Origin of the sequence: Mesotoga sp. HF07.pep.5.2.highcov, from assembly GCF_003666285.1 — a bacterium.
Taxonomy (GTDB): domain Bacteria; phylum Thermotogota; class Thermotogae; order Petrotogales; family Kosmotogaceae; genus Mesotoga; species Mesotoga prima.
On record NZ_JFHJ01000367.1, the window covers coordinates 1 to 1,073 of the forward strand.

General features: G+C 42.5%; 2 protein-coding genes. Both read left to right on the forward strand.

Annotation, left to right across the window (positions count from 1 at the left end; genetic code table 11):
• Positions 1 to 328, forward strand: a 328-nt coding sequence (locus tag BG32_RS07780; protein WP_121526651.1) for a DUF6922 domain-containing protein, incomplete at its 5' end; no start/stop codon positions are given.
• On the forward strand, positions 292 to 936 hold the full coding sequence (locus BG32_RS07785) for a nucleotidyl transferase AbiEii/AbiGii toxin family protein (protein WP_014730817.1): 645 nt from the start codon (positions 292 to 294) through the stop codon (positions 934 to 936). The genes BG32_RS07780 and BG32_RS07785, both read left to right, overlap by 37 nt.
• Positions 937 to 1,073: the final 137 nt, after the last annotated feature.

A 1,073-nucleotide genomic window follows, 5' to 3' on the forward strand; every position in this document is an offset into this window, starting at 1 on the left:
GGTTTGTAAGACTTCAAATGATAGAATTGATATGGTGAAGTATATGGCTCTGAAGCTAAGGACCACGTGTTTCTGGGATGTGGATATCATGAAAATGGACAAGGAGAAGGACAAGTTCTTCATTATCTCGAGGATTCTGGAATACGGGACGATGGAGGATGTTGTAAGTCTTCTTTCTGAATATGATTCGGAAGAGATTGTTGAGGTTGTCAAGAGAAGCAGGATAATCGGGAGGGTGACCGCCAATTTCTGGGGCCTTGTTCTAAATATTCCTAGATCGGAGATAACTAGATGCTTAGAACCGGAAGACTTTCATCTCAGACGGTAAATCTTCTAGATACTCTTCAAAATAAACTGCCGAATTTTTACCTTGCAGGCGATACAGCTCTGGCTATGCACTATGAACACCGTGTGAGTTTCGATCTGGATTTCTTCTCAGCTGAGTCTTACAGGCCTGAAGTGCTTCTCGAGTATTTGAAGCAGTTTGGTGTTTCAGTGGAGAATGTGAGGATTCAGACAGGTAACCTTGAAGCTGAGATTGAGGGTGTCCGAGCAAGCTCCTTTGAATACCATTATGCGCTAGTTGAACCTTTGGAGAAGTATAAGTCACTGGATGTGGCATCGGTAATCGATATCGCCGCCATGAAGCTTAGCGCTATCGCAGCAAGAGCAGAGAAGAAGGATTATTTCGATCTCGCGGAAATCCTGAAGAGAGAGCCCTCGAAGAAAGTACTTCAAGCTTTTATCAAGAAGTATGGTAGAGAAGTTGATCTTTACCATATAATAAGGGCTGTAACTTTTTTCGATGATGTGGAGGCCTCCCCCGATCCATTTGGAGCAGTCTTGACGTGGAAAGAAGTGAAAGAATTTCTGGAAGCGAAAAACAAAGAGCTATTCGATGTAGCGAAGACTTTAGTTAGGCTCGATCAAGATTAGGCATTTACCTAGCATGAGCTTTGTTTCTTGCGTTCAGCAATCAGTTCTTTGTTTCAGAGCCAGGATTTTGCTCCTAGCTTAATAAATGCAGATTCAAGTACCATTTTGCCAATTGCAGCACGCAAGGTATAAAAAAA

Bases quoted from the DNA above. Each gene is read 5' to 3' on its own strand.
- BG32_RS07785 (WP_014730817.1), top strand. From the start codon at position 292: ATGCTTAGAACCGGAAGACTTTCATCTCAGACGGTAAATCTTCTAGAT.